Origin of the sequence: Amycolatopsis sp., from assembly GCF_035546795.1 — a bacterium.
Classification (GTDB): domain Bacteria; phylum Actinomycetota; class Actinomycetes; order Mycobacteriales; family Pseudonocardiaceae; genus Amycolatopsis_E.
In genome coordinates, this window is the sequence record NZ_DASZWC010000055.1 from 69,081 (window position 1) to 94,372 (window position 25,292).

General features: G+C 70.6%; 26 protein-coding genes. 11 read left to right on the forward strand and 15 right to left on the reverse strand.

What is annotated here, in order from left to right; translation table 11 throughout:
- Positions 1-145: 145 nt before the first annotated feature.
- Positions 146-574, forward strand: coding sequence for a DoxX family protein (locus tag VHD82_RS28495; RefSeq protein WP_325710722.1), 429 nt, complete (start codon positions 146-148; stop codon positions 572-574).
- Position 575: 1 nt separating this feature from the next.
- Here the strand turns inward: VHD82_RS28495 and VHD82_RS28500 are convergent, their stop codons facing one another.
- From VHD82_RS28500 to VHD82_RS28510, 3 genes are read right to left on the reverse strand one after another with little or no spacing between them, the layout of a single operon-like run.
- Positions 576-1,274: a TIGR03089 family protein gene (locus VHD82_RS28500; protein WP_325710725.1), complete on the reverse strand. Its 699-nt coding sequence runs from the start codon at positions 1,272-1,274 to the stop codon at positions 576-578.
- Positions 1,275-1,290: 16 nt separating this feature from the next.
- Positions 1,291-2,562, reverse strand: coding sequence for an LCP family protein (locus VHD82_RS28505; RefSeq protein ID WP_325710729.1), 1,272 nt, complete (start codon positions 2,560-2,562; stop codon positions 1,291-1,293).
- 39 nt (positions 2,563-2,601) lie between these two features.
- Positions 2,602-3,912, reverse strand: coding sequence for an LCP family protein (locus VHD82_RS28510; RefSeq protein WP_414637586.1), 1,311 nt, complete (start codon positions 3,910-3,912; stop codon positions 2,602-2,604).
- 124 nt (positions 3,913-4,036) lie between these two features.
- Between VHD82_RS28510 and rfbB the strand changes: the two genes are divergently transcribed.
- Positions 4,037-5,029 (forward strand): dTDP-glucose 4,6-dehydratase, encoded by a 993-nt coding sequence (gene rfbB / locus VHD82_RS28515; RefSeq protein WP_325710732.1) that lies wholly within the window; start codon positions 4,037-4,039, stop codon positions 5,027-5,029.
- A gap of 4 nt (positions 5,030-5,033) precedes the next feature.
- Entirely contained in the window at positions 5,034-5,921 is an 888-nt protein-coding gene (gene rfbD, locus VHD82_RS28520) for a dTDP-4-dehydrorhamnose reductase (protein ID WP_325710735.1), read from the forward strand.
- Here rfbD and VHD82_RS28525 read toward each other — a convergent pair.
- The 3 genes from VHD82_RS28525 to VHD82_RS28535 are packed head-to-tail and all read right to left on the reverse strand — an operon-like array spanning position 5,900 to position 10,412.
- Positions 5,900-6,982, reverse strand: a complete 1,083-nt coding sequence (locus VHD82_RS28525) for a glycosyltransferase family 1 protein (protein WP_325710738.1) — start codon at positions 6,980-6,982, stop codon at positions 5,900-5,902. The two genes, rfbD and VHD82_RS28525, sit on opposite strands and share 22 nt — an antisense overlap.
- Positions 6,975-9,470 (reverse strand): glycosyltransferase, encoded by a 2,496-nt coding sequence (locus VHD82_RS28530; protein WP_325710741.1) that lies wholly within the window; start codon positions 9,468-9,470, stop codon positions 6,975-6,977. Before VHD82_RS28530 ends, VHD82_RS28525 begins: the two co-directional genes overlap by 8 nt.
- A gap of 33 nt (positions 9,471-9,503) precedes the next feature.
- On the reverse strand, positions 9,504-10,412 hold the full coding sequence (locus VHD82_RS28535) for a glycosyltransferase family 2 protein (protein WP_325710743.1): 909 nt from the start codon (positions 10,410-10,412) through the stop codon (positions 9,504-9,506).
- Between the two features lie 19 nt (positions 10,413-10,431).
- Between VHD82_RS28535 and VHD82_RS28540 the strand changes: the two genes are divergently transcribed.
- From VHD82_RS28540 to VHD82_RS28550, 3 genes are all read left to right on the forward strand, one after another.
- A complete protein-coding gene (locus tag VHD82_RS28540) occupies positions 10,432-11,469 on the forward strand; it encodes a glycosyltransferase family 1 protein (protein ID WP_325710746.1) in 1,038 nt (345 codons plus the stop codon).
- Between the two features lie 42 nt (positions 11,470-11,511).
- Positions 11,512-12,660, forward strand: coding sequence for a glycosyltransferase family 1 protein (locus VHD82_RS28545; RefSeq protein WP_325710749.1), 1,149 nt, complete (start codon positions 11,512-11,514; stop codon positions 12,658-12,660).
- Between the two features lie 278 nt (positions 12,661-12,938).
- The gene (locus tag VHD82_RS28550) at positions 12,939-13,799 is read left to right on the forward strand and encodes a glycosyltransferase family 2 protein (protein ID WP_325710752.1); all 861 of its coding nucleotides are present in this window, start codon (positions 12,939-12,941) and stop codon (positions 13,797-13,799) included.
- 1 nt (position 13,800) lies between these two features.
- Here the strand turns inward: VHD82_RS28550 and VHD82_RS28555 are convergent, their stop codons facing one another.
- Complete coding sequence (locus tag VHD82_RS28555) at positions 13,801-14,157, reverse strand: hypothetical protein (RefSeq protein WP_325710755.1); 357 nt, start codon at positions 14,155-14,157, stop codon at positions 13,801-13,803.
- A 141-nt stretch (positions 14,158-14,298) separates the two neighbouring features.
- Here VHD82_RS28555 and VHD82_RS28560 point away from each other — a divergent pair, with 141 nt between their 5' ends.
- Complete coding sequence (locus VHD82_RS28560; protein ID WP_325710759.1) at positions 14,299-15,363, forward strand: NDP-sugar synthase; 1,065 nt, start codon at positions 14,299-14,301, stop codon at positions 15,361-15,363.
- On the forward strand, positions 15,364-16,260 hold the full coding sequence (locus VHD82_RS28565; protein WP_325710761.1) for a DNA-3-methyladenine glycosylase 2 family protein: 897 nt from the start codon (positions 15,364-15,366) through the stop codon (positions 16,258-16,260).
- Here VHD82_RS28565 and VHD82_RS28570 read toward each other — a convergent pair.
- From VHD82_RS28570 to VHD82_RS28590, 5 genes are read right to left on the reverse strand one after another with little or no spacing between them, the layout of a single operon-like run.
- Positions 16,245-16,610, reverse strand: coding sequence for a GntR family transcriptional regulator (locus tag VHD82_RS28570; protein ID WP_325710764.1), 366 nt, complete (start codon positions 16,608-16,610; stop codon positions 16,245-16,247). The two genes, VHD82_RS28565 and VHD82_RS28570, sit on opposite strands and share 16 nt — an antisense overlap.
- Positions 16,607-17,134 (reverse strand): NUDIX hydrolase, encoded by a 528-nt coding sequence (locus VHD82_RS28575; RefSeq protein WP_325710767.1) that lies wholly within the window; start codon positions 17,132-17,134, stop codon positions 16,607-16,609. Before VHD82_RS28575 ends, VHD82_RS28570 begins: the two co-directional genes overlap by 4 nt.
- Positions 17,131-18,468: a coenzyme F420-0:L-glutamate ligase gene (locus tag VHD82_RS28580; protein WP_325710770.1), complete on the reverse strand. Its 1,338-nt coding sequence runs from the start codon at positions 18,466-18,468 to the stop codon at positions 17,131-17,133. Before VHD82_RS28580 ends, VHD82_RS28575 begins: the two co-directional genes overlap by 4 nt.
- On the reverse strand, positions 18,461-19,456 hold the full coding sequence (gene cofD, locus VHD82_RS28585; protein ID WP_325710773.1) for a 2-phospho-L-lactate transferase: 996 nt from the start codon (positions 19,454-19,456) through the stop codon (positions 18,461-18,463). The genes VHD82_RS28580 and cofD overlap by 8 nt, the downstream gene beginning before the upstream one ends.
- Positions 19,453-20,181 carry a GNAT family N-acetyltransferase gene (locus VHD82_RS28590; protein ID WP_325710776.1) on the reverse strand — a complete coding sequence of 243 codons (729 nt, stop codon included), beginning with the start codon at positions 20,179-20,181 and terminating at the stop codon, positions 19,453-19,455. Before VHD82_RS28590 ends, cofD begins: the two co-directional genes overlap by 4 nt.
- 118 nt (positions 20,182-20,299) lie before the next feature.
- Here VHD82_RS28590 and fdxA point away from each other — a divergent pair, with 118 nt between their 5' ends.
- Together fdxA and dapC are read left to right on the forward strand one after the other, a co-directional pair.
- Positions 20,300-20,620 (forward strand): ferredoxin, encoded by a 321-nt coding sequence (gene fdxA, locus VHD82_RS28595; RefSeq protein ID WP_325710779.1) that lies wholly within the window; start codon positions 20,300-20,302, stop codon positions 20,618-20,620.
- Entirely contained in the window at positions 20,617-21,711 is a 1,095-nt protein-coding gene (gene dapC, locus VHD82_RS28600; protein ID WP_325710781.1) for a succinyldiaminopimelate transaminase, read from the forward strand. The genes fdxA and dapC overlap by 4 nt, the downstream gene beginning before the upstream one ends.
- Before the next feature lie 42 nt (positions 21,712-21,753).
- Here the strand turns inward: dapC and VHD82_RS28605 are convergent, their stop codons facing one another.
- Positions 21,754-22,350: a TetR/AcrR family transcriptional regulator gene (locus VHD82_RS28605; protein WP_325710783.1), complete on the reverse strand. Its 597-nt coding sequence runs from the start codon at positions 22,348-22,350 to the stop codon at positions 21,754-21,756.
- Positions 22,351-22,419: 69 nt separating this feature from the next.
- Here VHD82_RS28605 and VHD82_RS28610 point away from each other — a divergent pair, with 69 nt between their 5' ends.
- Entirely contained in the window at positions 22,420-23,796 is a 1,377-nt protein-coding gene (locus VHD82_RS28610) for an FAD-dependent monooxygenase (RefSeq protein ID WP_325710785.1), read from the forward strand.
- 12 nt (positions 23,797-23,808) lie between these two features.
- Here VHD82_RS28610 and dapD read toward each other — a convergent pair whose 3' ends face one another.
- Both dapD and VHD82_RS28620 read right to left on the reverse strand, forming a co-directional pair.
- Positions 23,809-24,792 (reverse strand): 2,3,4,5-tetrahydropyridine-2,6-dicarboxylate N-succinyltransferase, encoded by a 984-nt coding sequence (gene dapD, locus VHD82_RS28615; RefSeq protein WP_325710787.1) that lies wholly within the window; start codon positions 24,790-24,792, stop codon positions 23,809-23,811.
- A gap of 24 nt (positions 24,793-24,816) precedes the next feature.
- Complete coding sequence (locus VHD82_RS28620; RefSeq protein WP_325710790.1) at positions 24,817-25,251, reverse strand: hypothetical protein; 435 nt, start codon at positions 25,249-25,251, stop codon at positions 24,817-24,819.
- Positions 25,252-25,292: the final 41 nt, after the last annotated feature.

Genomic DNA, 25,292 nt, shown 5'->3' on the forward strand with positions numbered 1-25,292 from the left:
AGTCGAGCGCTTGGTGTCGGTGCACGGGCTGCCCGGACAAAGCGGGCGTACGACCACTTCGCGTTCGCACCCTCGGGGCGCGGCATAGAGCGTGATGACTACATCGATCATCTTCTGCGGGTCAGTCACGACCGGTCGACGTGCGATGTACGGACGCGTGCAGGATGTGGCGGCCCGCGTCGGCCGCATCGGGGTGGGGGCGGTGCCGCTGGCCCACGGAATCCAGAAGTGGAACATGGGCGTCAGCGGGGTCGGCCACATGACGGAAAGCATGGGCATCCCGCTGCCGACGCTCACCGCGCTCTTTTTCATCGTGGTCGAGACCATCGGCGCGGTCGCGTTCATGATCGGCTTCGCGTCACCGGTGCTGGCCGTGGCGTACGCGGTCGACCTGATCGGCGCGATCTTCTACGTGCACATCGACAAGGGTCTGACCGGCGCGGGCGGCTACGAGCTCGTGCTGGTCCTCGCCGCCGCGGCTATCGCGCTGGGCTTCAACGGCGGCCGGTTTTCGGTGGACCACTTCGTGTTCTGGCGCCCGCTGGCGCGTAAGCGCGAGCCGGCCACCGCCTGACTCAGCCGAGCAGGTCGACCGTCGTCTTCTCCGCGCGGCGGCGGTCGGCCAGCTTGTCCGTCGACCCGGTCACCTGCACCAGGTGCGCGCCGACGGACAACGGGGTCAACAGCCCGCCGACCGCCCCGTCCGGGATCGTCCAGTCCAATGTAGACAGTACGCGGTCGGCGGCGGTGATCCCGGCTTTCTCGGCGCGAGAACGTGCTTCGCTCAGTACGGCGTCTACAGTGGACGATTCAAACGCGGGCGCATCACCGGGGATCGGGGACATCGGGCGGAACACGTCGCCCGACAGCCTGGCTTCCGACAGGTAGTCCAGCGCGCCGTCGGTGGGCGGCGAGGAAAGCCCGCGTCCCAACGGGTCCAGCGCCACGACGGCCGTCGCTTCGGCGCCCGTACCCGGCGAACCGGGCGCGACGAACGCCACACGCGAACCCTGCGCCTGCTCGACCACGCGAGCGCCGCACCACCAGGCGCCCAGCAGCACGGCCGCTGTCTGCCAGTGCGCCGGCAGCCGCACCGCGACCGCGTCACCCGGCTCGACATCGAACTCGTCCACCAGCCAGTTTGCCGTTTTCGCCGCCCAGTTCGCCATGGTGGCCACCGAAAGTTCCACGCGGGTGCCGGCCGCGTCGTCGTAGTGCGTGATCATCGGCTTGGCGGGCTGGGTGGTGGCCAGCAACTGTTCGGTGAGGCTCATGGCCCTCAAGATACCGTCAGTTCACACAGGTCACGCCGCTCACCGTGCGCTGAGCGAGCGGAGCGGCCGGCGCGGCGGCCCCACCGCCGGAAGGCTGCACCGCGAGACTGGCGATGTACCGCTGCACCGCGACCGGGTCCACCTGCACGATGCTCTGCCCGTCCGGGCTGCGGCCGTTGATGGTGATCGTCGGGATCGTGTCGAACCGGACGTCACCGGAAGCCAGGTTCTTCGCCTTGTCCGCGAACTGCAGCAGGTCGAACCCCGGGTCGAGGATCAGCGAGCGGTGCAGCGCGTCGGTCAGGTCGCTGAGCTTGCCCGGATTCGTCAGCACGCCGGCCGAGAGCACCTTGTGCAGCGCCGAACCGAGGAACACTTGCTGCCGGACGATCCGGTCCAGGTCGCCGCGCGGCAGGTTCTTCCGTTGCCGCACAAAGGAAAGCGCCTCGCCACCGGTGACAGTCTGCAGGCCGGCGGCGAAATCCGCGCCCGAGTCCTTGTCCTCCGTGGCGTGGTTCAGGCACACCTGCACACCACCGAGCGCCTCGGTGATCAGGTAGAACCCGAGCAGGTTCACCTCGGCGTAGTGGTCGATCCGCACCTGCGTGAAGTCCTGGATGGTCTGTACCAGTGCCTTGCGTCCGGCCTGGTCGGAATCCCGTTCCAGCTCGGCCTGATCTCGTTCGCCCTGGGCGCGCAACTGGTTGGCCGCGGCCGCCTTCGCCATGCCGAACACCGAGTTGATCTTCGCCTGGCCGCCGGACGGGGTGTCCACCCAGGTGTCACGCGGGATGGAGATCGCGGTGGGCTTCCCGCCGTTCTTCGGCACCCGCAGGATGATCAGCGTGTCCGTGTTGATCGCGCCGGTCTGCTCCGTGCGCAGTTCCTTGAGCACTGACAACGGCAGCGGGTTGCCCTGCTGATCGGTGCGGGCGTCCACACCGGCCAGCAGGATGTCCTCGGCTCCGTCGTCCGCGGGCGGCGCCTTCGCGTCGTCACCGGGCTGGCTCAGGATGTCCGTGGTGTGCAGGTCGCCCTGCACCTGGTGGTAGGTCAGGTAGGCATAGCCCGTGGCGACCAGCGCGACGACCGAAACCAGCGCCACCACCGCTCGCCTCGCTATCCGCCCCGGCCGCCGCCTCCGGCGCGGCTCCTCGGCGACGAGTTCTTCCTCTTCCGGGACCTCGCCGTCCGCGGCGTGCTCATCGGAAACCACCTCTTCCGCCGCACCACGATCGCGCGGATACGGCGTCGGTTTGGGTGGTGCCGCGTCCTCTTCCTCGTCCAAGCCCGAATCTCCCCCCGCGTGCCCCGGCCTCGCATCAGGTTAGTTCACGCAGGGCACTTCACCACCGGTAATGGGTGGAGCCGCACTGGAAGTGGCGGTCGTGGTGGCGCTCGTCGCACTCGAGCTACTCCGGCTGGAGGATGGCGGCGGTGACGAAGCGGACGTTGTCGTGGCCGACGGCGTGGTGGTGGTCGTGGTGGCGCTGCCCGGATCCGCCGTCAGCGAATCCACGAACTGGTGCACCTGCGCCGGATCCACCCGGAGCACGTCCGCCCCGCCGATCGTGGCCTCACCGACGACCGGGATCGTGCGGAACTCCACGTTGCCGCTGTTCAGCCCGCGCATTTGGGCGGCGAACTCGCCGAGATCCCAGTTGTCCGAGAGCACCACGGACTTCTTCACCGCGCCGATCACTTCGGAGACCTTCGCCGGGTTCGCCAGCACGTCGCGCGAAAGCACTTTCGTGGCCAGCCCGGACAGGAACGCCTGCTGCCGCGCGATCCGGTCCAGGTCACCGTTGGGCAGGTCGTAGCGCTGCCGCACGAAGGCAAGCGCCTGCACCCCCTGCACGACCTGCCGCCCGGCGGGCAGATCCACCCCGGACTTGGTCTCCTTCACCGGCGCGTTCAGGCACACCTCGACGCCGCCGATCGCCTTGGTCACCTCGTAGAAGCTGGCCAGGTTGACCTCCGCGTACCGGTCGATCATGCCCGGCTTGCCCATGAAGTTCTCCAGCGTGGCGACCAGGTTCTTGCGGCCGGCGACCTTGGCCTGCCGGTCCGCTTCGGCCACGTCGGCGCCCTGCTGCTGCGCTTGGCGGAACTTGTCGTTGTAGGCGTAGACGAACGCGCCGTTGAGCTTGTGCTTGCCGAACCCGCCCGCCAGTTCCACCCAGGAGTCACGGGGGAACGAGATCGCGACCGCGCGCCTGCCGTCCTGCGGGATGTGCACGAGGATCATCGTGTCGGTCTGCTTCTCACCGTCGGAATCCCCGGCGTGCAGCATGTCCAGCACCTCACGCGGCAGCGGGTTGCCCTGCGCGTCGGTGCGGCTGTCCATCCCGACCAGGAGGATGTCCACCGCCCCGTCCAGCGGCACCGCGTGCAGCTGGTTGTCGTCGAAGACGGCGCTGGTGGCCAGCCCGTCGTTCGGGTCGCCGATGAACTGCCAGCCGTACCAGGTCAGCAACAGCACCGCGATCGACACGACGCTGACCAGCGTTTTCCCGCTGCGCAGCGCGAATGCGCCGAACCAGCGGCGACGCCGACGCCGGGAACGAACGGGCGGCGGCGGCCACGGGATCGCGTCCTCTTCCGCGGCGTCCAGGCGGGTGGTGGCCCCGTCGGTCACGCTCGTCCTCCCGACCCCATTTCGTGATTGCCTTCAGATTACTGTTCCCGGTAGGAAGACGCTTCCGGGTGGCCATCCGTTGCCTGGTGAAGCGAAGCACCCGAGTGCGAAAGGCAGGACAGTGATGCGGGTTTTGGTGACCGGCGGTGCCGGGTTCATCGGGTCGCACTACGTGCGCCAGGCGATCTCGGGCGCCTATCCGGCACTGGCCGACGCCGAGATCGTGGTCCTGGACAAGCTCACGTATGCGGGCAACGAGGCCAATCTGGCGCCGGTGGCGGAAAACCCGCGGCTGGAGTTCGTGCGCGGCGACATCTGCGACGGCGAGCTGGTGGCGAAGCTGATGAGCGGGGTCGACCTGGTCGTGCACTTCGCCGCGGAGTCGCATGTGGACCGGTCCATCCTCGGCTCGGCGGATTTCGTGCTCACCAACGTGCTCGGCACGCAGACCCTGTTGCAGGGTGCGCTGAACGCGGGCGTCGGGAAGTTCGTGCACGTGTCCACCGACGAGGTGTACGGCTCGATCGAGTCCGGCTCGTGGCGCGAGGACCACGTGCTGGAGCCGAATTCCCCTTACTCCGCCTCGAAAGCGTCCTCGGATCTGTTCGCGCGGTCTTTCCATCGCACGCACGGGCTGCCGGTGTGCGTGACCCGGTGTTCGAACAACTACGGTCCGTACCAGTTCCCGGAGAAGGTCATCCCGTTGTTCGTCACCAACCTTCTCGATGGGCTGAAGGTCCCGCTCTACGGTGACGGGCTGAACGTCCGCGACTGGCTGCATGTGGACGACCACTGCCGGGGCATCCAGCTGGTGGCCGAGAGTGGTCGCGCGGGGGAGATCTACAACATCGGCGGCGGCACCGAACTGACCAACCGCGAGCTCACCGAACGATTGCTCGCCGCGCTGGGCGCGGACTGGGACAGCGTCGAGCAGGTGCCGGACCGGAAGGGACACGACCGCCGCTACTCGGTCGACATCACCAAGATCTCCACCGAGCTGGGTTACCGTCCGCGGGTGTCCTTCGACGACGGGCTCGCCGGCACGGTGAGCTGGTACCGCGAGCACCGGTCGTGGTGGGAACCGTTGAAGGACCGTGCCTCGCTCGCAGGGAAGTGATCCGATGCTCAGTGTGCTGGTACCCGGCGGTGGCGGTCAGCTCGGCCGCGATCTGGCCGCGCTGGCCTCGGCCGACGTGGAGATCGTCGCGCCGGGTTCGGCCGAGCTGGACCTGACCAGCGCGGGTGCGGTGATCGGCGCGGTCGGCACGCTGGCCGAAGACGCACGTAAGGCGGGGCGTGCGCCGGTGGTGATCAACGCCGCGGCGTACACGGCCGTCGACGCGGCCGAGGCCGATGAGCGGCGCGCGTTCGCAGTCAACGCGGACGCGCCGCGCGTGCTGGCGGCGGCCTGCTCGTCGCGCCGGGTGCCGCTGGTGCACGTGTCCACCGACTACGTTTTCCCCGGCGACGCCGAGCGTCCGTACGAGCCGGAGGATGACCTGGGCCCACGCAGTGCCTACGGCCGTACGAAGGCCGCGGGCGAGGACGCGGTGCTGGGCTCGGGCGCGCGGGCGTGGGTCGTGCGCACGTCGTGGGTGTACGGGCTCGGCGGTTCGAACTTCGTGGAAACCATGGTGCGCTTGGAAAGCGAGCGCGAGACACTGTCTGTTGTGGACGATCAACATGGGGCGCCGACGTGGTCGGCGCAGCTGGCGGCCGGTCTGCTGGAGCTGGGCCGGTTCATCGCCGAAGGCCGGGCGCCGGAGCGGCGCATCCTGCACTGCACCGGCGGCGGCGAGACCACGTGGTACGGCTTCGCGCGGGCGATCTTCGAGGAGCTCGGCGCCGATCCCGAACGTGTCCGGCCCTGCACCACCGAAGAGTTCCCGCGCCCGGCTCCGCGTCCGGCGTATTCGGTGCTGTCCAACCGATCCTGGACCGAGTCCGGGCTTACCCCGTTGAGCCCTTGGCGCGAGGCGCTGAGCGGCTACTTCGCCGCGCGACGGTAGGCGTCGACGGTGGCGTCGGCGCAGCGGCGCCAGGTGAAGTTCGCCGCGTGCGCCCGTCGTGCGACGGACATCGACGCGACTCGCGGCTCCTCGACGGCCTCGTGCAGGGCTGCGGTCAGCGCGTCCACGTCGCTGTAGGGGACCAGCCGGGCGTAGCCGCCGGAGATCTCGCGCAGAGCCGGGATGTCCGTGCACACCACGGGGACGTCGCAGGCCAGCGCTTCGAGTACCGGCAGCCCGAAGCCTTCGTCACGCGAGGGCAGCACGAGCGCGGAGGCCCCGGCCACCACGTGCCGTAAGTCCACATCGGACAGATAACCGGCGTGCCTCGACCGTTCGGTCCTCGGGAACGGGCCTGGCCCGGAGAAGATCAGCGGCGGTAGTCCGGGATCGGCTTCGTGTGCCTTGAGCAGCCAGTCCAGCCCCTTGCGCGGGCCGGCCGCGCCGACGAACAACAGGTATTCCGACGGCAGCCGCAGCCGCTGTCGCATCTCGTCGTTCGGCGGGCGGCCGGTGAACCACGACGCGTCCACCCCGAGCGGCGTGACCACGATCTTCTCGCGCGGCACGCGCAGCCGCGACGCGACCGCGTCCGCCACCGCGGCCGTCGGCGTGCAGACAACGCGCGCTTGCGCGGCGCCGCGGCCCACGAGCCGGGGAAGCTCGCTGTCGCTCGGCGCCAGTTCCTCGGGCGCGTCCAGGAAGGCGAGGTCGTGGATGGTCAGCACGCCGCCTGCCCGCAGCATCCCGGGCAGCACGAAGTTGGTACCGTGCACGACGTCCGTGCGCCCCGCGAACAGCTCGACGGGCGGGAACTTCGAGTGCAGCCAGCTCTTGCGCAGCAACCGGGCGGCGACCGGCATCCCGCGGGCGCGCACGCCGTGTGGCAGCACGTGCCGCAGCCGGCGCCAGCCACGCAGTGTGAAGGCCACCGCACGCATGTCCACATCGGACCGTGAGGCCAGCTCTTCGGCGAGCGACGCGGTGTAACGCCCGATGCCGGTGCGGTTGCCGAGCAGGGGAGTGCCGTCGAGCAGGACTTTCAGCGGAGCTTCAGCCACGGCGGCGCGCCACTTTCAGCACCCGGCCGGCGACCCGCTTGGCCAGCTCCTTCGGGCCGCCGTCGGCGAGGTACTCGCGCACCAGCGCGACGTCACGGCGGATCATTTCGGTGCCCCGCAAGGGATCCGAGACGACGAGATCGGCCGAGCCGGGCAGCCTGTCGGCCGCCGGACGCGGGTCACGGCAGAACTCCACCAGCGGCGCCAGCGCCTGCGGCCACGCGTACCGCCGCGCCACCACCGCGATCCGCTCCTTGCAGGCGGCGATGAACTCGGTGTCGTACAGCGACCGTTCCAGCGCTTCGGAAAGCGCTTCCTCGTCCTCGGCCGGCACCACCACGCCGAGCTTTTCGGTGCGCACCAGATCGGCGAACGCGTCCCCGTCGGTGGTGACGATCGGCAGTCCGGCCCACAGGTAGTCCAGCACCCGGGTGCGGAAGGCGAAGGTGGTCTCGACGTGCTCGAAGTGCGTGGTGACGCCGCAGTCGGAGTCCAGTAGCCAGTTCTGCCGCTCGCCGTAGGGCACCCACTGCTCGTTGAAGAACACGTGCTTCCCGGTCAGCCCGAGACGGTCGGCCAGCTGCACCGTGCGCGCGCCGATGTCCATCTCGGCTACCTCGGGATTGGGGTGTTTCATGCCGAGGAACACCAGCCGCGCGTCGGCACGCTTCGCGCGCAGCCGGTCCATCGCGCGGATCAGGGTGAGCGGGTCGAACCAGCTGTACACCCCGCCCGCCCACAGCACCACGTGATCGGACTCGGCCAGCCCCAGCGACGCCCGCAACCCCGGGCCGCTGCGCGCCGGTGGCTCGGCCGACAGTCCAAAGGGGACAACCGAGAGCAACGACTGCGTTGTGGGGTCCGCGTCGTAGAGCCGCGGGGAAAGCCTGCCCAGCGCGGCGAGGTGACCGAGCCAGAAATGCCGCTGCCGCTCGGAGGCGCAGAGGAAGAAGTCCCCGCGCTCCAGCTGCGCGTCCAGCACCTTCGTCACGCCGGCGAGATCGGCCGCGCGCTTGTCGTCCGGTGCGCTCTTGCCCTGCTCCAGCAGCTCCAGGTGCATCGGGTCGTACAGGTCGCACACCACGATCTTGTGCGAATCCTTCAGCGCCGGGGCCATCTCCAGCACGTGCCCCTGCAGGATCACGATGTCGGCCCAGTCGATGGGCTCGGACAGGTCACGCTTGCGGGCGGCGGAGACCGGGAACGGCGCGGGCGGGGGAGCGGCCAGCGGGTTGACCGTCACCAGCCGCACATCGTGCTCGCCGCAGAGCACCGTGGCGATGTTCCACGCACGGATCGCCGGGCCAGCCATCCGCTCGGTGATCGCGTCGCCGGTGATCACGAGTATCTTCCGGCGCTGCCCGTAGACCTGCTCGATGCCGAACGCCTCGACCAGGATCTCGTGCGCCGCGAGATACCGCGGCAACGGGTACGCGGGCTCCAAAGCCTTGCGCAGCAACGGGATCAGGTCGGCATCGGTGCGCACCCGCGCGGCCTGCTCGACCTTGCGGGACTCCGCCAGCGACGGCATCAGCTCCACGAACTGGTCGATCGCGAGGAACCCGGCCAGCGCTGTCCGCGGTACCGGCACCGGCGAAGTGTCCACCGGCCCGACGCCCTTGCCCAGGTCCAGCTGGGTGGCGTCGATTTCACCGCGCGCGGTGGCGCGGCGGACGGCGAGCGCGAGCGCCGCGGGCAGCACCTTCGCCAGCGTCTCGTCGGAGACGTTCTTGTACAGTGCGGCGAGCGCGTTGCGCTCCAACAGGAAAGTCTCGCGGCCGGTGTCCGGGGCGTCCACTTCGGACATCGTGGCGTGGTGCCGGTGGTAGGCCAGTGACTCCGGCACGTAGCGCACCCGCCAGCCGCGCAGGTTCAGCCGCCAGCCGAGGTCCACGTCCTCGTAGAACATGAAGAACCGCTCGTCGAACCCGCCGAGCTCGGCGAACACCGCGGCGCGCACGAACATCGCCGAGCCGGTGGCGAACAGCACGTCCTTCGCCGTCTCGTGCTCTTCGCGGGGCACGTCGGCCAAGGCGCTGCCCGCGTGCCGCTTGTAGCCCATGCCGAACCACGTCAGCCCGGCGTCCACGAAGTCGGTGCCGGTGCCTGCCCAGTCGACGACCTTGCTCGCCACCGCGGCCACCGTCGGCTCCGCCGTCAGAGTGGCCACCGCCGCGCGCGCCCAGCCCGCGTCGGGGCGGGCGTCGTTGTTCAGGAAGGCCAGCACAGTGCCCTTGGCCTGCTTCGCGGCGAGGTTGCAGCCTCCGGCGAAACCGAGGTTCTCGGCGCTGGCGATGACCTTCGCCTCGGGGACGGCGGCCTTGATCCTGGCCAAGTCGTCCCCGCCGGAGGCGTTGTCCACGCAGAGGATTTCCAGCCGGGGGTAGTCCAGTTCGCCGGCGAGCGCGCGCAGGCAGGTGATCGTGTCCTCCGCGCCGCGGTAGTTCACCACGATCACCGAGACCAGCGGAAGTACTGCCTCTGCCAACGCCGGACCTCCCTGCTGCCGCTTCGGGAGAGCCTAACGGGGTGTCCAGTTCCTCCAGATCTGGCCTCGCCCGATCGTCGAGCGACGGCCGATCCGCCGGCGGGCACGCAGTGTCACCGGTAGCCGGAGCGCGACTTCGGCCAGCACCCGGCACCGCAGTGACAGCCGGAAGTTCGCCGCGTCGGGCGCGTTCTCGCGCAGCGGCAGGACGACGGTGAGCACGGCGAACCGGGCCAGTTCCCGGGCGGCGACGTGGGCTGGCGCGCAGCGGAGCAGGGTCAGCAGGCGGTTCCGCTCGTTCCACAGGTGGAACGGCACGGACCCGGGCCGCGTGCTGGCGCCGTGACGATGCGTCACGCGCGCCTCGGGCACGGTGGCGATCTCGTGGCCCGCGAGTCGCAGGCGCCAGGCGGTGTCGGTGTCCTCGTAGTAGCAGAAGAAGCTCGCCGGGACCCCGCCGACGGCACGCAGGACGTTGGTGCGCAACAGAGCCGCGCCGCCGCAGAAACCGAACGCGGGCGGCTCGATGGTGTCGGCGCCGTGCCCGTCCGCGGTGAGCCGCACTCCGAGGGACTGCGGGGTGCCGTCGGCCAGCTCCAGCTTCGCTCCCGCGGCCGCCGCTTCGCCGAGCCCGTCTTCCAGCCGGGCCAGCCAGTCACGCTCGGCCACCGCGTCGTCGTTCAGCCAGGCCATCAACGGGGTGTCTACAACGGACAGTGCGGCGGCCATCGCGCCTGCGTACCCGCGGTTGCGGTGCAGCCGCAGCACGCGGGGCGCGGACGGGTGCGCCGCGAGCAGCCGCGCGGTGCCGTCGTCGGAAGCGTTGTCCACCACCAGCGTCCGATGTGGACGATCCTGGGCGGCGAGCGAGTCGAGACAGGCGGTGATGTGCTCGGCGCCGCGCCAGGTCACGACGACCACGGTGGTGTTGGGCTCGGGCACGGTGAGCACAATACGACCCGTGCCCGAACTCGTGGTGATCGCCGAGCAGCTGCTGGCCCCGGTACCCGGCGGTACCGGCCGCTACACCGCCGAACTGCTACGCGCGCTGGCCGAGACCGCGCCGGCGCACTGGTCGGTGTCCAGCGTCGTCGCGCGGCGCGCCGACGTGTCGAAAGCGCAGGTCGAAGGCGTGCCGCTGCGGGTTCTGCCGCTGCCGCCGCGCGCACTCGTCGCCGCCTGGCAGCTCGGCCTGCCGTACTGGCCGGGCGGCGACGCGGTGCACGCGCCGACCCCGCTCGCGCCGCCGCGGGGGCGGGTATCGGTGACAGTGCACGACACCGTGCCGTGGACGCATCCGGAGACCCTCACCCCGCGCGGCGTTTCATGGCACCGGCAGATGATCACCCGTGCGGCGCGGCGTGCGGCCGGGATCGTGGTGCCGACCAAGGCCGTGGCCGAGGACCTGCGCCGCCAGGTGCCGGTGCGGGTGCCCGTGCAGGTGGCCGGGCACGGCGTCGCGGAGGTTCTCCGAGGCGGTGGATCGGTGCTGGACCTGCCGGAACGTTACGTACTGGCGGTCGGCACCATCGAGCCGCGCAAGGGAATCGACGTGCTGCTCGACGCGATGGCGGAGCTGGACGTGCCGCTGCTGCTGGCCGGACAGCCCGGCTGGGGCGGGATCGACCCGCGCCGGAACGGGGTGCGGGTGCTCGGCCGGCTGTCCGATGAGGACCTGGCGACCGTGCTTCGCCGGGCGACGGTGCTCGCGGCGCCGAGTCGCGCGGAGGGCTTCGGGCTGCCCGTGCTGGAGGCCATGTCGGCCGGAGTTCCGGTGGTGCACTCGGATGCTCCGGCACTGGTGGAAGTCGCCGGCGGCGCGGGACGGACCGTACCCCGGGGAGACGCGAAGGCGCTGGCCACGGCGTTGCGCGAGGTGATCGCTTCGCCGGAGCTCGCGGCGAAGCTCGCTTCGGCCGGGCGGGCGAGAGCGGCGGAGTTCTCGTGGCAGCGTGCCGCCGAGGCCGTCTGGACTATTCACCACGACGCGAGATTGTGAGTTCCTGACCAAGCGGACCTCGAACGGTCGTACTCTGCACGGGTGGGAAGAGGCGAACCGAGCGTCCTGATCGATGCCACCGCCGTGCCCGCGGACCGTGGGGGAGTAGGGCGCTACGTCGACTCGCTCGCACAGGCTCTGGATGCCGACGGGGCGCCGCCCACCGTCGTCTGCCAACCGCGGGACGCGCGGCTGTACCACGGGCTCGCCCCGGGGTCGCGGATCGTGCCCGCCGGATCGTCCACCGTCACCAGGACGGCCAGGCTGGCGTGGGAGCAGACCACGCTGCCGATGCTCGCCCGCAGGCTGGGGGTGGACGTGGTCCACTCGCCGCACTACACGATGCCGCTGGCCAGCCCCGCCGCTTCCGTCGTGACGCTGCACGACGCCACCTTCTTCACCGACGCGGTGCTGCATTCCTCGGTCAAGGCGCGGTTCTTCCGCGGCTGGACCATGGCGGCGCTGCGGCGCGCGACCCTGTGCGTCGTCCCCAGCAGTGCGACGGCGAACGAACTCGCGCGTGTGACGAAAGCCCGCCCGCGCGCACTGGAGATCATCGAGCACGGCGTGGACGTCGAACGTTTTCATCCGCCCTCGCCGGACGAAATTCGCGCGGCGAGGGCGGCCATCGGGTTGGGGAGCACGCCATACGTGGCGTTCCTCGGGGCGCTGGAGCCACGGAAGAACGTGCCGGCGTTGATCCGGGGATTCACGAAAGCGGTGGAGAACCGGCCGAACCCGCCCGCGCTGGTGCTGGCCGGGCAGCCGGGCTGGGACACGCAGGTGGAGAAGGCCCTGGACGCGGCGCCCCTGCGGCTGCGGGTGATCCGTGCGGGGTACCTGCCGTTCGACACGCTGGCGGGTTTCCTCGGCGGTGCGGAGCTGGTGGCGTACCCGAGCCTCGGTGAGGGCTTCGGCCTGCCGGTCCTGGAAGCCATGGCGTGCGGCGCGGCCGTGTTGACGACGCGGCGCTTGTCGCTGCCGGAGGTCGGCGGCGATGCGGTGGCGTACTGCGGGGTCGGTGCGGGCGATGTGGCGGCGGCGCTGTCGGACCTGCTCGACGACCCGTCCCGCCGGTCCGTCCTCGCCGCCGCCGCCCAACGCCGGGCGAAGGAGTTTTCGTGGGCCACCAGCGCGGAGAAGCATCGCGAGGCATACGGGAAGGCGTGGCGCGCACACCGCCGGAAGTGATCGAAATGGACAGCGTGCGATCGGCTGCGGTACCGCCGGCAGCGCGAGGCCCCGTAGGGGCGAGAAGTGAGCCCGTGGTGCGTCCGGACGGTCGTGTTGCGGGCTTCGCGCTGTTCAGAGCTTGGTCACCGCGCTGATCGCTGACTCCACGTGACGGCGCCGGCCACCGCCGGGCCCATAGCACCAGGCGATCGCGTCGGGGAGCTCCGAAGATCGGGACCTCACCGACCACCACCCGCGCGTCCGCTGTCGCGCAGGGACCCGGCACAATGAGCCGGGTGACCGAGCCGACACGTTATGGCGATGGGCTCGCCGTGGTCGTGGTGACCTACTTCCCCGGCGACGACCTGGAACGTTTCCTCGACACGCTCGAGAAGGCGACCACGCGCGACGTCCGCGTGGTGCTCGCCGACAACGACTCCGACGACGAAGCGCTCGACAAGGCCGCCCGCCGCAAAAACGTGCACCTGCTGCGCATCGGCGAGAACCTTGGCTACGGCGGCGGCGCCAACCGTGGAGTGGCCGAACTCGACGAGAGCTACGGCTGGGTCGTCGTGGCGAATCCCGACCTGGAATGGGACCCGGGCTCGCTCGACGTACTCCTGGACGTTGCCGGGCGCTGGCCCCGTGGCGGCGCCTTCGGCCCGCTGATCCGCGAGCCCGACGGCACCGTCTACCCCTCCGCCCGCCTGCTGCCGTCGATCGGCCGGGGCATCGGGCACGCGGTCTTCGGCAAGATCTGGCCCGCGAACCCGTGGACCCGCGCCTACCGGCAGGAACGCGCCCCCGTCGAGCGCACCTCCGGCTGGCTTTCCGGTTCGTGCCAGCTGTTCCGGCGCGAGGCCTTCGACTCGGTGGATGGGTTCGACCCGCGCTACTTCATGTACTTCGAGGACGTGGACCTCGGCGACCGGATCGGGCGCGCGGGCTGGCGCAACGTCTACGCCCCTTCGGCCGCGGTAACGCATGTCGGCGGCACCGCGACTTCCCGGGCACCGAAGAAAATGCTGGCCGCGCACCACGCGAGCGCGTACCGGTACCTGGCCGACCGCCACCGTGGCCTCGCCTGGAAACCGTTGCTCGCCGCGATCAAGCTCGGCCTCGCTTTGCGCCTCAAGCTCGAGACCAGGGGCCAGTAGCTCAGAGCCCTTCGAGGCGGCGGGAAAGGTCGGATCGGCCGGTGTGCTTGGTAGTGGTCGGGATGAGCCCGCCGACCTCCTGCTCCTCGGGCTCGGGCGGCGCCACCGGGGCCATGCCGACCATGGTGCCGGGCTTCTCGGCCGCGAGGCTGCCCTGCACCGAGTCGATCACCGACGCCGGCACCACCGCGGTGCTGTCCGGGTCCTCGTCGCGGTCGATCTGGTTGACCAGTGAGCGCGGGATCTGCTGGGTGTTCGACGCGTCCATCGGCGAGACCGCGTCCTCAGGCGTGACAACGAAAGCGCCGCGCGCCCGTGCCCGGGCCAACAACGCATCCGCTCGATCGCGGGGGTCCATCCGCTCGGCCTCCCGACTCGACCCGAGGCCCTCTCCGACCGGGGCCACCCGTGTGCTGTCTAGGGTAGGCCCTCCAGGGCGTCGCCGTCAGCGTTTCCCACGGCTTGTCGCGCGCGCGGTGTGTAATAACGGAGGGAAGTTGTGACAGTCGACGCGGTAGTGCTCGTTGGCGGTAAGGGAACCCGGCTGCGCCCGCTGACGTTGTCGGCGCCCAAACCCATGCTGCCCACCGCCGGCGTGCCGTTCCTGACTCATCTGCTGTCCCGCGTCCGGGCGGCCGGGATCGAGCACGTGGTGCTGGGTACGTCCTACCGGGCCGAGGTTTTCGAGGAGTACTTCGGCGACGGGTCGTCGCTCGGCCTGGAGCTGGAGTACGTGGTGGAGGACGAGCCGCTGGACACCGGCGGCGCGATCCGCAACGTCTACGACCACCTGCGCGGTGAACACGCCGTGATCTTCAACGGCGATATCCTCTCCGGCGCGGATCTCGGCGCGCTGCTGCAAGCCCACCACGATTCCGGCGCGGACGTCACCCTGCACCTGCAGCGGGTCGAGGACCCGAGCCGGTTCGGCTCGGTGCCCACGGATGAAAACGGCCGGGTGACGGCGTTTCTGGAGAAGACCCCGAACCCGCCGACGGATCAGATCAACGCGGGCTGCTACGTGTTCCGCCGCTCGGTCGTCGGGTCCATTCCCGCGGGCCGCCGGGTTTCCGTGGAACGTGAGACGTTCCCCGGCCTGCTCGCCGAAGGCGCGCACGTGCAGGGCTTCGTCGACGCCTCGTACTGGCTGGACGTCGGCACGCCGGAAGCGTTCGTACGCGGTTCGGCGGATCTCGTACGCGGCATAGCGCCCACGTCGGCGCTACCGGGCCCGGTCGGTGAAGCCTTGGTGCTGGCGGGCGCGAACGTCGCCGGCGCCACCATCACCGGTGGTGCCACGATCGGCGCGGGTGCCGAGATCGCCGCCGGCGCGCGCATTTCCGGCTCGGTGGTCTTCGACGGCGTTTCGGTCGCCGAGGACGCCGTGGTCGAGGAATCCGTGCTGGGCAAGGGAGCCAAGGTCGGCAAGGGTGCGGTGCTGCGCGGCGTGGTCCTCGGCGACGGGGCCAGCGTCGGCGCGGGTTGTGAGCTGCTCAACGGTGCGCGCGTATGGCCGGACGCCACGATCGCCGACAACTCGATCCGGTTCTCCAGCGACTGCTGAATGCGGTACCGGCCTCAGTTCACTTTGGACCTCGGCGCTGTGGTGAGCCCACTGCGCCGGGGCAAGGGCGACCCGTGCCTGCGCAGTGACGAGGCCGGTGTCACCTGGTTGACGGCGAACACCCCGGACGGGCCGGGCACGCTGGCGCTGCGGCGCTTCGCCGACGGCGAGGTCGAGGCGCAGGCCTGGGGCGCGGGCGCGGACAGGTTGCTCGACGGGGTGCCGAGGCTGCTGGGCGCGGAGGACGACGACAGCGAGTTCGTCGCGCATCACGAGCAGGTCGCCCGTGCCCGGCACAACCTGCCCGGGCTGCGGCTCGGCGCGACCGGCCGGGTGTGGGACGTGCTGATCCCGGCGGTGCTCGAACAGAAGGTGACCGGCCATGAGGCGCGGCGATCCTGGCGGGAGCTGTGCCGGTGGTTCGGCGAGCCGGCGCCGGGACCGGCCCCGGCCGGGATGCGGGTCCCGCCGACCCCGCGCGCGATCATGTCCATTGTGGACTGGAAATGGCACAGGGCCGGGGTGGACCTGAGCCGTCGCCGGGCGCTGATCTTCGCCGCGCAAGTGGCGCAGCGGCTGGAGCGCGCGGCCGAACTCCGTGGTGCGGAGGGGCGTGCGCTGCTGCGCAAGGTGCCGGGCATCGGGGTGTGGACGGCGGCCGAGGTGGCACAACGCGCCTGGGGTGACGCGGACGCGGTGAGCTTCGGCGACTTCCACATCCCGTCGGTCGTCGGGTACGCGCTGCTCGGCGAGCCGCTCGACGACGCGGGGATGGCCGAGGTGCTGGCCCCCTATTCGCCACAACGGCAGCGCGCTGTGCGGTATCTCGAAGCGGCCGGGTTCACCCGGCCACGTTTCGGGCCGCGCTACGCGATCCGCGACTACCGCGCGATGTGAGCCAGCGCCGCTTTGGCGATGGCAAGCGAATCCGCGGCCGACAGTCCCAACGAACGACACGTGGCGGCGTAGGTCGCGGCTGCCTCGCGGGCCAGGCGGCGGGACTCGTCGCCGGTCGACCCGACGAAACTGCCCGCGCGGCCACGGGTCTCGATCAACCCCGCCTCTTCCAGCTCCCGGTAGGCGCGGGCGATCGTGTTCGGCGCGATGCCCACGTCGGCCGCGAGTTGCCGCACCGTCGGCAGTTTCGTGCCGACCGCGAGCGCGCCGTCGTTGATCTGCCGCGCCAGCGAGGAACGCACCTGCTCGAACGGCGGCACGGAAGAGTCCGGGTCGATGCTGACGATCATCGCGCCGACGCCACCAGTTCCGCGAGATCCGCCGAACCCGCGGGCAGTTCGCCCACCGGCCACCAACGCAGATCGTCGGACTCGTCGCTGCGCACCGGCCGCGCGCCCCGCGGCGCGACCACCGCGTAGCGGACGTCGAAATGCCGGGTGGGCAGGCCGAGCGAGCAGGTGACCGGGTGCACGTCGAGGTGTACCGGCTCCGGCTCGATGTGCAGTTCGTCGATGCCCGATTCCTCGCGCGCCTCCCGCAATGCCGCGGCCATCAGCGAAACGTCCGTCGCTTCGCAGTGCCCGCCGAGTTGCAGCCACCGTCCGACGCGCGGGTGCAGCGTGAGCAGGATGTGCTCGCGGTCGGCGTCGAGCAGCACGGCCGAGGCTGTCAGGTGCCCCGGCTCGCACGAGCGGGCACACGCGTCCTCGCGCGCGGCGAGGAAACCGAGAAAGGCCTGGCGCAAGGCCTCCTGCGACGCCGAATCCGGCCGCCATTTGTCCAAAGTAGACGTCGCGTCCGCGTGCAGGCTCACAGTTCCAGCAGTCCTTCCCCTGGCTCGCGCGGCTCACGCGGCGCGGCGGGCTCGGCCGGATGACCGATCGCGACCGCACCGAGGGGTTGCCAGGATTCCGCCAGCCCCAGCACGTCCCGTACCAGGTCGGCGGCGAAAATGGTGGAGCCGATCCAGCAGGAGCCGAGCTTCTCGGCCGCCAGCGCGACCAGCAAACCCTGCACGGCGGCGCCGCCCGCGACCGTGAACATGGTGCGCTCGCAGTCGTTCCGGCGTTCGTCGGGATAGGTGTGCGCGCCGTCGGGCACCAGGAACGGCAGCACTACTTCGGGTGCCTCGAACAGGATGTCCCCGCGGCCGACGCGTTTCGCGATCTGCTCGTCGGTGAACTGGTCGGCGTGCAGATCGGCGCGCCAGGATTCCCGCATCGCTTCGAGCAGTTTGCGGCGCAGCCCGGCCTCGCGCAGCCAGACGAACCGGACCGGGTGCGTGTGGTGCGGCGCGGGCGCGGTGAGCCCGGCGGCGATCGACCGGCGCAGCGCGTCCGGATCCACCGGCTGGTCACTGAACCGCCGCACCGAACGGCGGGCGGGCACGGCCTCTCGGCGGCCCTGCGCGATCGCTTCGTTCACACCGAGGCGGAACATGTCCTCCTCGACCGGGCGCACCAGCTTCCGCGCCGTCGAACCGTCGTCCACAAGGGACATTCCGCGGACCACGGCGACCGGGGTCGCGCGCAGCTTGCCCTTCACCAGGTCCGCGGCGGCGGCCACCTCGTCGGCCACCGCGATCTCGGTGACCTGCAGCTCGTTGCCCTGCGGGTCGATCTCGCCCTCGTAGGAGTGCAGCACCTTGAGCCCGGACGAACCGATGGCGGCGTCGGTCTGCCCGACGCGCCACGCGCGGCCCATCGTGTCCGTGATGACGACCGCGACCTCGACCCCGAGCCGTTCGCGCAGCCCGTTGCGCAGCGCCAGCGCGGAGGCGTCGGGATCCGCCGGCAGCAGGGCTATCTCGTCGCCGCGCACGTTCGATCCGTCCACTCCGGACGCGGCCTGCACCACGCCGATCCGGTTCTGCGTGATCATCGTCCGGCCGAAGGAGGCGATGACCGTGACCGCCTCCTGCTCGACCAGTGCGCGCCGGGCGGCGTCCCGCTCCTGTGGATCGGTCGGCACGCGCACCAGCCTGCCCTCGATCTTCGACACGACCTTGCTGGTCACCACGAGCACGTCGCCGGAGCGCAGCCAGGGCGCGGCGGCGGCGATCGCGCCGGTCAGGTCGTCTCCCGGCCGGAACTCCGGGAGGCCCTCGACCGGCAGGATCTCCAGCCGGTCCGCGGAATGTTCAGTCAATGTCCACTCCGGACAGTTCGAGCGCGGCCCGCGCCATCGCCGCGGTCGCGTCCACATCGGACATCAGCAACGGCACCGCGCGCACGGCGACCCCTGGCACGTGCACGCTCTCGCCGGAGGCGACCAGCCACCCGTCGAGCAGCCCGTCTTCGGAGGTCTGCCGCGAGCCGTAGTGCACGCCGACGGCTTCGGCGGAGGTCTCCACGCCGATCGCGGTCAGGCACTCGTCGGCCATGCCCCGCACGGCCTTCCCGCCGATGATCGGGGACACCCCGACCACGCCGCCCGCGGTCTTGCGCAGCGCGTCGCGCACGCCCGGCACGCTGAGCACCGTGCCGACCGAGACGACCGGGTTGGACGGGGCGAACAGCACCGCGTCCGCCTCGCCGATCGCCTCCAGCACACCGGGACCGGGCTTGGCCTCGTCCGCGCCGACCGGCACGATCGAATGCGCGGGCAGGCCCGCCTTGTAGCGCACCCACCACTCCTGGAAGTGGAGGGCCTTGCGCTGCCCCGCCTCCTCCGGATCGTCGACCACCACGTGGGTCTCCACCCGGTCGTCGGTCATCGGCAGCAGCTTCACGCCGGGCTTCCACCGGGCGCACAACGCCTCCGTGACCGCCGAAAGCGGGTAGCCCGCGCGCAGCATCTGGCTGCGGATCAGATGGGTCGCGACATCCTTGTCGCCGAGGCCGAACCAGCTCGGCTCGGCCTCGTAGGCGGCCAGCTCTTCCTTGACCACCCACGTCTCACCCTGGTGACCCCAGCCGCGTTCGGTGTCGATCCCGCCGCCGAGGGTGTACATGCACGTGTCGAGATCGGGACAGATCCGCAGGCCGTGCATCCACACGTCATCGCCGGTGTTCACCACGGCGGTGACCTCGTGCGCGGATTCGCCCGGACCGATGGGGGGCAGGCCGAGCGCGGCCTTCACGCCGAGCAGGAAGCGGGCGCCGCCCACCCCGCCGACAACTACGACAACCTTCACAGGGAGCGATCCTCGCACGCCGGAACCCAGTACCGGTACTGATGGTGCTCCCGGAACCCGAGCGCCGCATAGAGCTTGAGCGCGGCCTCGTTGCCGACCGCCACCTGAAGCGCGCACCGCGCCGCGCCGCGCTCCGCCGCCCACGGTCCGCAGGCCGCCATCAACGCACTGGCCAGACCGCGCCTGCGGTGCTCGGGCCGCACCGCCAGCCGGGCGATGTGCAGCACGTCGCCGACCACCGCGGCCCGCACCGCGCCCGCCGTGATCTCTGCCACGCCGTACCCGATCTCGCCCGTGGTGAGTACGTGCCGCTGCGCCGGGGACGGTTCCGTGCTGCCCGCCGCGAGTTCCCACCACGACGCGGTCGGCCCGGGCAGGATCTCCGCGCGCTCGCTGCCCTCGCCGAGCGGGCCGACGAGTACGGACACCAGATGCCCGGCCGCGTGGCGGGTGTTCGGCACCCAGCCGGAAGCCGCCACCGCGCGCTCGGTCGCACTGTCCACGACCGCCTGGAGCACCGGTGGAATGGCGTGCGAGTGGGCGAATTCACAGACTCGATCCAGAGCCTCGCCGACCGGCACGCCGGGGTCGCCGACGGCCAGCGCGCTGTTCGCCCGGCCGGTGAAGCCATCGGCCGCGCGCAACCGCCAGTCACCGAGCTTGTACCCGGTGACGGGCTGCCAGGCGTCGGCACACAACAGTTCGAGCGTCTCGGTGGGGTCCACGGGTCACATTGTCCTTACGCGAGTGGCTATAAGGGTGCCCTTACCTTCAAACGCCCCGCCAAGGACGCGTAATGTCCGAGGTCGTAGCTGGATCTCATTCACACAGCAGGAGAACGCAGTGACCTACGTGATCGCCGAGCCCTGCGTCGACGTGCTCGACAAGGCGTGCATCGACGAGTGCCCAGTCGACTGCATCTACGAGGGCGAGCGGATGCTCTACATCCACCCCGACGAGTGCGTGGACTGCGGCGCCTGCGAACCGGTTTGCCCGGTCGAAGCCATTTACTACGAGGACGACGTCCCCGACGAGTGGGCGAACTACACCAAGGCCAACGTGGACTTCTTCGACAAGCTCGGGTCCCCCGGCGGCGCGTCCAAGGTCGGCAAGACCCCGGACGACCCGCAGTGGATCAAGGACCTGCCCCCACAGGGCGAATGAGGTCCGCGGTCTCAGCCCTGCCGGACTTTCCCTGGGATTCCCTCGCGGAGGCGAAGGCGGCCGCGCAGGCCCATCCGGGCGGCGCGGTCGACCTGTCGGTCGGCACGCCGGTAGACCCGGTGCCGGAGCCGATCCGCGCGGCGCTGGCCTCGGTGTCGGACATCCCGGGATACCCCACCACGCACGGCACGCCGGAGCTGCGGGCCGCCGCGGTGACGGCGCTGCGCCGACGGCACGGCGTCGACGGCATCGACCCGGCCGCGGTGCTGCCCACCATCGGTTCCAAGGAGCTGGTGGCCTGGCTGCCGCGGCTGCTGGGCGTCGGTCCCGGCGAAACGGTGGTCATCCCCGAGCTGGCGTACCCGACCTACGAGGTCGGTGCGCTGCTGGCGGGTGCTTCCGTGCTGCGCGCGGACAGTCTGCTCGCGCTCGGCCCGCAGCGGCCGTCGATGGTCTGGCTGAACTCCCCGTCCAACCCCACCGGCAAGGTGCTGGGTGTGGACCACCTGCGCAAGGTGGTCGAATGGGCGCGGGCGCGGGACGTGGTCGTCGTTTCCGACGAGTGCTATCTGGCGCTGGGCTGGGAAGGCGAGCCCGTTTCGATCCTGCACCGGTCGGTCAGCGGCGGTGATCTCACCGGTCTGCTCGCCGTGCACTCGCTGTCCAAATCGGCCAACCTGGCCAGTTACCGCGCCGGGTTCGTCACCGGCGATCCGGCGCTCGTCGCGTCGCTGCTCGAAGTGCGCAAGCACGCCGGGATGATCGTGCCCCGTCCGGTGCAGGAGGCCATCACGGTCGCACTGGCCGACGACGACTTCCTTGCCGTGCAACGCGAGCGCTACGCCCGCCGCCGGCTGACCCTGCAGAAGGCGTTGCAGGACAACGGCTTCCGGATCGACGATTCCGAGGCCGGGCTGTATCTGTGGGCCACCAGGGACGAGGACGCCTGGCAGACGGTGAACTGGCTCGCCGAGCGCGGGATCCTGGTCGCGCCAGGCACTTTCTACGGCCCGCGTGGCGGCAAGCACGTGCGCGTCGCCCTCACGGCCACCGACGAGCGAGTGGCCGCCGCGGCCGACCGTCTGGGCTAGGCGAGCGGCGCGTAGCCCCTCCGTCGAGGGTGGTGGTGCGGGCTAGTAGTCCCGGCCGGTCAGGCCCCGGTAGACGAACCGGGTGAGTGCCTCGATCGCCTCGTCGTCGGTGAGTTCGGCGCCGACCTTGTGCCAGTGCCGCACATAGCTGTCGACCATGCCGTACATCAGGTTCAGGCTGGATCGTGGTGTCGTCGGCAGGGTCATGCCCGCGTCGGTGATGTACCGGATGTGGCCGAGCACGTCGGCCATCTCGGTCTCGCCGAACTTCGCGAAGGTCTTGGCGAACGTCTCGCTCACCAGCGCCGCCTCTTCCAGCGCGCGCAGGGTGGCGGCATGCTTCCGGTAGAAGCGCCAGTACGCGGCCACGTGGAAGCGGATCGCGTCCGGGTCGGTGAAGTCGGATTTGTGCTCGGCCTCGGACGCCGCGCTGTCGCTCTCGGCGGACATGTCGGCCAGCAGCGCTTCGAGGAGTTCTTCCTTGCCCGCGAAGTGGTTGTAGAAGGAACCCGCCGCGCGGCCTGCCTCGGCCGTGATGTCCGTGATCTTCGTGTTCAGGTAGCCGCGTTCGGCGAAGACGCGCCTGGCCGCCGCTTTCAGCGCCGCTTCGGTCTCGGCCGCCTTCTCGCTGCGTTTCACGGCACCTCCTTGACAGGAATCTAGCAGTGCGACATTCTGAATCCAAGTTCACTGAATTGGAGTTCAGTCATGACGATATTGATCGCCGGGGCCGGACCGACCGGCTTGACCTTGGCCATCGAACTCGCCCGCCGTGGCGTCGAGGTGCGGATTATCGACAAGGCGACAGAGTTTTTCGCGGGTTCGCGCGGGGACGGGTTGCAGCCCAGAACGCTGGAGGTGTTCGAGGATCTGGGGGTGCTGGACGCCGTGTTCGCGGCGGGCCGGTCACTGCCGGAGATTCGCGTACACCTCGACGGCAAGCACGTGATGGATCGGCGGATGGCCGAGCCGGAGGCGCCCACGCCGGATGTGCCCTACCCGAACGCGTGGGTGCTGGGCCAGTCGCAGGCCGAGGGCATCCTGCGGGACCGGCTCGCCGAGTTCGGCGTACGCGTGGAGCTGGGCACGGAGCTGACCGGGTTCGAGCAGGACGAGGACGGGGTCACCGCGCGGCTCTCCACCGGCGAGACGGTGCGCGCCTCGCACCTGGTGGGTGCCGACGGCGGGCGCAGTGTCGTGCGCAAGACGTTGGGGATCCCGTTCGAGGGCACCACGGACGAGTCGGTCCGGATGCTGCTCGGTGACGTCGCGGCCGACGGGCTCGACCACGAGTACGGATACTGGTTCGCTCGTGACGACAACCCGATGTCCGGCGTCGTGCTCAGCCCGTTGCCCAGCACGGACGGGCTGTTCCAGTTCGGCGCGCCATTGTCCGAAGAGGACAGTGTGGCCTCGCTGGAAATCTTGCAGGGCACGCTGGACGCGCTGGGCGCGGGCGTGAAGTTGACGAGGCTGGCGTGGTCCACGGTGTGGCGGCCGAACATCCGGCTCGCCGCGCGGTTCCGTGAGGGCCGGGTGTTCCTGGCCGGCGACGCGGCGCACGTCCACCCGCCTACCGGCGGCCAGGGCCTGAACACCGGGGTGCAGGACGGGTACAACCTGGGCTGGAAGCTGGCGGACGGTTCGTCCGACCTGCTCGACACCTACGAGACCGAGCGGCGCGGCGTCGCGGCCCGGGTGCTCGGGGTGAGCACGGAACTGATGGAGCGCTACAAGGACGGCGACGAGAAGGCACACGAGCGCGGAAAGGAAACCCGGCAGCTGGACATCAGCTACCGGACCACCGCCGGACAGCTCGTCTCCGGCGACCGCGCGCCCGACGCGCCGGTGACCGACGCCGACGGCAACCCGACCCGGCTGTTCGAACTGTTCCGCGGCCCGCACGCGACACAGCTCGTTTTCGGTGCACCCGCACCGGATGCGCCGTACTCGTACGCCGTGCTCCGTCCCGGCCAGACCTGCGCAGGCCCGTACGTCGTCGACACCGAAGGCCACGCCTTCGCCGCGTACGACGCGACAGACGGCGCGAAGGTGTTCGTCCGGCCTGACGGCTACCTGGGTTGAGCTGCTACGGGCTCAGTCGTTGGCGTGCAGCGCCGCGTTCAGCTCGACCGTCGTGCCCGCGCGCGGGACGACCTCCACCGCGCCGTTGGCGGAGTTGCGGCGGAACAGGGCGTTGGAGATCCCGGACAGCTCGCGGGCCTTGACCGAGCGGCCCTCGACGACGACCTTCGTGCCGGCCGTGACGTACAGCCCCGCCTCGACCACCGAATCGTCGCCCAGCGAGATGCCGACGCCACCGTTCGCGCCGATCAGGCAGCGCTCACCGAGGGAGATGATTTCCTTGCCACCGCCGGAAAGCGTGCCCATGATCGACGCGCCGCCACCGACGTCCGAGCCGTCGCCGACGACGACCCCGGCCGACACCCTGCCCTCGATCATCGAAGCGCCGAGCGTGCCGGCGTTGAAGTTCACGAAACCCTCGTGCATCACCGTCGTGCCGCTCGCCAGGTGCGCGCCGAGCCGGACCCGGTCCGCGTCGCCGATGCGGACACCGCTGGGCAGCACGTAGTCGACCATCCGCGGGAACTTGTCCACGCTGTACACGGTCACGTTGCCGCGCGAGCGCAGCCGCAGCCGGGTGGCCTCGAAACCCTCGACGGGGCAGGGGCCGTGGTTGGTCCACACCACGTTCGACAGCAGCCCGAACATGCCGTCCAGGTTCTGCCCGTGCGGCTGCACCAGCCGGTGCGAGAGCAGGTGCAGGCGGAGGTAGATGTCATGCGTGTCGGCGGGCGCGTCGGCCAGCCGGGCGATGCTCGTGCGCACCGCGACGACCTCGACCCCGCGGTCGGTGTCCGGGCCGAGCAGCCCGGCCGCGGCTTCGCCGAGCGCCTCCACGGCCTGTTCGCGGGAGAGCTGTTCCGTCCCGGCGATGCCCGGCTCGCCCAGCTTCGGATGCGGGAACCAGGTGTCCAGCACGGCGCCGTCGGAGGCGATGGTGGCCAGCCCGACGCCGGTGGCGCCGGTGGTCTCGGGGTTCGGGGTCGCTTCGCTCACGGCCTAACCGTAACCGAGTGCGTTTCAGCCGGTGGCGACCTGGGTGTCGATGACCTCTTTGATGTCGCGCACCGCGTTCGCGATGTCCCTCAGCGCCTGTGAGCAGGGATTACCCGGCGTGGTGACCGATTCACAGTGCGGTCCCCGGTAGGCGGCGACGGCCTTGTCCAGCGAGTCGGCCAGTGTGTTCAGCTCGGGGTGTTTCGTGCCCGCCTGCTCGCGGACCATGCCGACCGTGCCGCCCAGCTCCGTGACGTACTTCTCGCAGCCCTTCGGGGTTTCCTTGCCCGGCGAGGTGAAGCACTCGTCGACGGTGTACGCGCGCAGCTTCGTCGCCAGCGCGTCGGGCGTGGTCGCCTGACCGCCGCCACCGGTGGGCGTCGGACCGGCTTCCTCGCCACCGCAGCCCGCCAGCAGGAGGGCCAGGGCGAGGACGGCCAGGGTCTTTCGGGTACGCACGGTGTCACCGTACGCGCCGCCGCTAAGGCCAGCCCCTCGCC